The sequence below is a fragment of the Xanthomonas axonopodis genome (assembly GCF_001304695.1).
Lineage (GTDB): Bacteria > Pseudomonadota > Gammaproteobacteria > Xanthomonadales > Xanthomonadaceae > Xanthomonas > Xanthomonas axonopodis.
On sequence record NZ_JFAQ01000077.1, the window covers coordinates 1 to 4,727 of the forward strand.

General features: G+C 63.5%; 3 protein-coding genes, 1 tRNA gene and 3 pseudogenes. 3 read left to right on the plus strand and 4 right to left on the minus strand.

Annotation, left to right across the window (positions count from 1 at the left end):
- Positions 1–489: pseudogene (locus XAXN_RS08120) on the minus strand (IS5 family transposase); the annotation flags it as partial.
- 358 nt (positions 490–847) lie between these two features.
- Positions 848–931: transfer RNA gene (locus XAXN_RS08125), tRNA-Leu, on the minus strand.
- Between the two features lie 140 nt (positions 932–1,071).
- Between XAXN_RS08125 and XAXN_RS08130 the strand changes: the two genes are divergently transcribed.
- Positions 1,072–2,364: a nucleotide sugar dehydrogenase gene (locus XAXN_RS08130; protein ID WP_054319171.1), complete on the plus strand. Its 1,293-nt coding sequence runs from the start codon at positions 1,072–1,074 to the stop codon at positions 2,362–2,364.
- On the opposite strand, the pseudogene XAXN_RS08135 reads toward XAXN_RS08130, so the two are convergent.
- Both XAXN_RS08135 and XAXN_RS08140 read right to left on the minus strand, forming a co-directional pair.
- Positions 2,348–3,611, minus strand: a pseudogene (locus tag XAXN_RS08135) (TIGR03862 family flavoprotein). The gene XAXN_RS08130 and the pseudogene XAXN_RS08135 overlap by 17 nt on opposite strands.
- A gap of 10 nt (positions 3,612–3,621) precedes the next feature.
- Positions 3,622–4,053, minus strand: a complete 432-nt coding sequence (locus XAXN_RS08140) for an FKBP-type peptidyl-prolyl cis-trans isomerase (RefSeq protein WP_054319172.1) — start codon at positions 4,051–4,053, stop codon at positions 3,622–3,624.
- 59 nt (positions 4,054–4,112) lie between these two features.
- On the opposite strand from XAXN_RS08140, the gene XAXN_RS08145 reads away from it, so the two are divergent.
- Both XAXN_RS08145 and XAXN_RS20975 read left to right on the plus strand, forming a co-directional pair.
- On the plus strand, positions 4,113–4,478 hold the full coding sequence (locus tag XAXN_RS08145; RefSeq protein ID WP_054319173.1) for a DUF6164 family protein: 366 nt from the start codon (positions 4,113–4,115) through the stop codon (positions 4,476–4,478).
- 99 nt (positions 4,479–4,577) lie between these two features.
- Positions 4,578–4,706 (plus strand): annotated as a pseudogene (locus tag XAXN_RS20975) (sulfurtransferase); the annotation flags it as partial.
- Positions 4,707–4,727: the final 21 nt, after the last annotated feature.

Sequence of the window (4,727 nt, forward strand, 5' to 3'; positions counted from 1 at the left end):
CATCTCAGGGTCGCGCGCGTGATCGGCGTTCTTGGTCGAACTGGGCGCAGCGATCAGCGTCGCATCGATGATCGTGCCCGAGCGCAGGCTCTGACCCTTGCGCGCCAGATGCGCGTTGACCGCTTCCAGCATCCGTGCGGCAAGGCCATGGGTCTCCAGCAGGCGCCGAAAGTTGAGAATCGTGGTCTCGTCCGGAACATTGTCCAAGCCACCGAGCTGGGCAAACCGCCGCAAGGTCGGAATCTAGTGCAGCGCTTCTTCCATCGCCGGATCGCTCAACGCATACCATTGCTGCAGCAGATGGAACCGCAACATCGTCGCCAGTGCGTACGGCTGCTGACCGGGCCGCCCCGATACCGGATAGTGCGGCGCGATCAGGGCAAGCAGTTGCTGCCACGGAACGACCTGCTCCATCTCGGCCAGGAAGATCTCCCGACGGGTCTGCTTGCGCTTGCCCAGGCCCTCGGCGTCACCGAACGTCAGTTGCATGGATGAATCCTCACTCCGAAACGATAGTGTCGCGCTTTTTTGGCGCGTTGTTCAGAGGTTTCCTAAGCGTCTGCGGTGAACGACGAGCAGTGGCGCTGCAGTGTTCGATAACGAATGCCTGTTCCAGTGCGCGCACATGCGCTTGGGCGCTTTGGACACATGCGCGTGACTGATTGCGTCGGGAAGGATGGCGCAACGCAATGTCGCGTGCACGCGGTGATCGAAAACGCAATCCGGGGCCAGGTGACCACCACGTTGGCTGCACGATGCGAATGACCGTGCATGGACATCAGCAGGCAAGCGTCGCGCGGTGCGAAGACGAGTGCGCATGCGCCGACTCGATTACCTTATAAATGCGTGCCCGGGGCGGGGGTCGAACCCGCATAGCCTCGCAGCTGAGGGATTTTAAGTCCCTTGCGTCTACCAATTTCGCCACCCGGGCATTGCGATAGCGTGCCTGATTGCGCGGCAATTGTGAATCTTTGCGGCGTACTTCCTGTACTGCCTGGCTCCTTGCGGCCTGCGTTATGCTGCCGCCGCACAGCGCGCCGCCACCGGCTGCGCACCATTTCAAGGAACCGCATGTCCGGCACCACGCTTCTGACCCCCTCACAGGGGTGCATAGCCGTCATCGGCTTAGGTTACGTCGGCCTGCCGTTGGCGGTTGCATTCGGGGAGCAACGCGACACCCTAGGCTTCGACATCGATGCGCAGCGCGTTGCGCAATTGCGCGATGGCCACGATGCCACGCTGGAACTGGACGATGCCGAATTGGCTGCCGCAACGCAGTTGCGCTACAGCGCAAACGCTGCGGATCTGGCCGGGTGTCGCATTTTCATCGTAACCGTGCCGACGCCGATCGACAGCTTCGAGCAACCGGATCTGGAGCCGTTGCGTAGCGCCACGGCCTTGATCGCAGCCGCACTCAAGCCCGGCGACCTGGTGATCTACGAATCCACGGTTTATCCAGGGACTACCGAAGAAGTTTGCGTGCCCTTGCTCGAAGCAGGCTCGGGGTGGCGTTTCAACCACGACTTCTTTTGCGGTTACAGCCCCGAGCGTGTCAATCCCGGCGATCGCCAGCGGCGTCTGCGCGACATCCGCAAGATCACCTCGGGCTCGACGGCGGACGCCGCCGATGCCGTCGATGCGCTGTACACCAGCATCATCACCGCCGGCACCTGGCGCGCTCCGTCGATGCGCGTGGCAGAAGCGGCAAAGGTGGTCGAAAACATCCAGCGCGACGTCAATATCGCGCTGGTCAACGAGTTGGCATTGATTTTCGACAAGTTGGGAATCGACACCCTCGATGTGCTCGAGGCCGCAGGAACCAAGTGGAATTTCCTGCCATTTCGTCCTGGCCTGGTCGGCGGGCATTGCATCGGTGTGGATCCGTATTACCTGATGCACAAATCCGAAAGCGTGGGCTATCACCCGGACCTGATCCACACTGCGCGGCAGGTCAACAATCGTGTCGGCCGACACGTGGCCGAGCGCGTGTGCGGCATGCTGGCCATGCGTGGTGTCGCGCTTGCGCAGGCGAGGGTGCTGGTGCTGGGCGCGACCTTCAAGGAAAACTGCCCGGATCTGCGCAACAGCCGCGCACTGGAATTGGTGCAGTTGCTGCAGGCTGCGGGTGTGCAGGTGGATGCCTGCGACCCGTGGGCAGACCCGGCTGAAGCGCTGCAGCACGGCGGTGTGCACCTCTGCGAGACGCCGGAAGACGGCGCCTACGATGCCGTGGTGCTGGCGGTGGCGCACGCGCAATACCGCGACTACGACGTCGCGCGGATCGCCGCGCTCGGCAAACCGGGTGCGGTGGTGTACGACGTCAAATCGGTGTGGCCGTGTGCGGCAGTCAGCGATCGCCTGTAGCGGTTGCGTCGCGCTGCGCTAGCCACCGCACGGCACCGCGCGCGGCGCGTCGGCCGCTGGCGAAACAGGCGGTGAGCAGATAGCCGCCGGTTTGCGCTTCCCAATTCGAGCATTTCGCCAGCGCAAAACAGTCCTGGTTGCGCGAGCGCCATCAGCTGATCATCCAGCGCCTCCAGCCGCACGCCGCCTGCAGAACTGATTGCTTCGGCGAGCGGCCGCGGCCGCAACAGGCGCAGCGGCAACTGCTTGAGCGTGCGTGCAACCAACGCCACATCGTCACCCGCCTGCTTGCCGAGATGTTCGTAGAGGAGAGCCGCCTTGACGCCATCGATGCCGACCTGGCGGCGCAGATGCTCACTGAAACTGCGTCCTTTACGCGGCTGGGTCAGTTCGGCATGCACGCGTTCGAGCGAGCGGCCGGGAATCAGATCCAGCACGAGTTCGGCAACGCCGTGCGCATCGATCTGCTCGCGCAGGTCAGCGGCCAAGGCATAGATCAAGCTGCCCTCGATGCCGTTCGCTGTGGCCACGCATTCGCCCTGCAATGCATGCTGCATGCCATTGCCATCCTGCCAGTGCGCAACGACCGGCTTCAGCGGTGCACCTGCATGACGCTGCACGAAGTGCGCACTCCAATCGATATCGAAGCCACAATTAGCCGGCACCAAAGGCGCAACCGCGATGCCGCGTTGCTGCAATGATGCTTGCCACTGCCCGTCTGAACCAAGCTGCGGCCAGCTGCCGCCACCAAGCGCCAGCACGACTGCATCTGCACTGCACTCCACCGCGCCGGTCGGTGTGTCGAAACGGAGTGCGCCGTTTTCAGTCCAGCCCAGCCAGCGGTGCTGCACATGAAACATGACGCCTTGTTCCTTGAGCCGGCGCACCCAGCCGCGCAGCAAGGGTGCCGCCTTGCGGTCCATCGGAAAGACACGGCCGGAGCTGCCGACGTAGGTCTCGACACCGAGCTCTCGCGCCCAGTCGCGCAGCGCTTCAGCATCGAAGTCCTGCAACCATGCGGAAACCGGTTGCTGACGTTCGCGATAGCGTTGCGCAAACAGCGGCATCGAATCGGAATGCGTGAGGTTCAAGCCGCCTTTGCCAGCGATCAGGAACTTGCGTCCCACCGAGCCCTTGGCCTCGTACAGATTCACCGCCAAGCCTGCTGCGCAAGCTACTTCCGCCGCCATCAAACCGGCCGGGCCACCGCCGATCACGGCCAGCCGCTGCCTGCTCAGATCAGTCATCGTCAGGCACTCAACGCGGCTGCACGCCCAGCAATTCCACATCGAACACCAGCGATGCACCGGGCGGTATCACGCCACCTGCGCCGTTGTCGCCATAGCCGTAATCGGGCGGGATCATCAAGGTGCGCTTGCCGCCGACGCGCATGCCGGCCACGCCATCGTCCCAGCCGCGGATAACCTGGTGGCCGCCTAGGACAAATTGGAACGGTTCGGCGCGATCCAGCGAGCTGTCGAACTTCTTGCCGTGTTTGTCGGCGGCTTTTTCGTCGTAGAGCCAGCCGGTGTAGTGCACAGTGACCATTGCGCCTGGTGTGGCTTCTGCGCCGGTCCCCACGGTGCGGTCGATCCGCTCGAAGCTTGCGATGGTGCCACCGGAGGGCGGCAGCGCGGGTGCGCAGCTTGCGAGCAACAGGGCGGCAACGAGCGTCAACAAAAGGCGCATGATAGGGTCCATGAAGAAAGACGGCCATTATCGCACCTGGCTCCCGGTATCATCGCGGCATGGCCAAGCTGCTGCTCAATCTGCGCAATGTTCCCGACGACGAAGCCGACGAGGTGCGGGCGCTGATGCGCGAGCGGCGCGTGCAGATCTACGAAACACGTCCCAGCAACTGGGGGATTTCCGCCGGCGGTATCTGGCTCAGCGACGATGCCGACTATCCGCGTGCCAAGGCGGCGATGGATGCCTACCAGGCGCAGCGCGGCGCGATTGCGCGCGCTCAGCGGCAGGAGGAACTTGCAGCCGGTACTGCGGAGACCTTTGGCGCGTTGCTGCGCAGGCGGCCGGTCTTCGTGCTGGTGACGCTGATCGGCATGCTGGTCGTCGCCTCGCTGGTGTTGCTGCCGTTTCTGCTGTTGCGCGGCTGAGCGCGCGATATGACGCGGTTGCGGGCTCGTTGCTGCAGCGTGCCGGGCGTCCCGTTTACAGCGCTCGCTAGGGGCCGCCCGCGGCTCTAAAATAGTCGCATGATCACCAATACCGCCGCCTACCAGTTCGTCACCATCCAGGATCCGCAGACACTTGCTGCCACCGTGCTCGCGCAGGCCAGGCAGCACGCGCTGAAAGGATCGGTGTTGGTGGCCGAAGAGGGTATTCTGTTTGATCCCATGCTTTGA

Excerpts from the sequence above, each read along its gene's own strand:
- XAXN_RS08130 (WP_054319171.1), top strand. The coding sequence starts at position 1,072 with ATGTCCGGCACCACGCTTCTGACCCCCTCACAGGGGTGCATAGCCGTC.
- XAXN_RS08140 (WP_054319172.1), bottom strand. The coding sequence starts at position 4,053 with ATGCGCCTTTTGTTGACGCTCGTTGCCGCCCTGTTGCTCGCAAGCTGC.
- XAXN_RS08145 (WP_054319173.1), top strand. The coding sequence starts at position 4,113 with ATGGCCAAGCTGCTGCTCAATCTGCGCAATGTTCCCGACGACGAAGCC.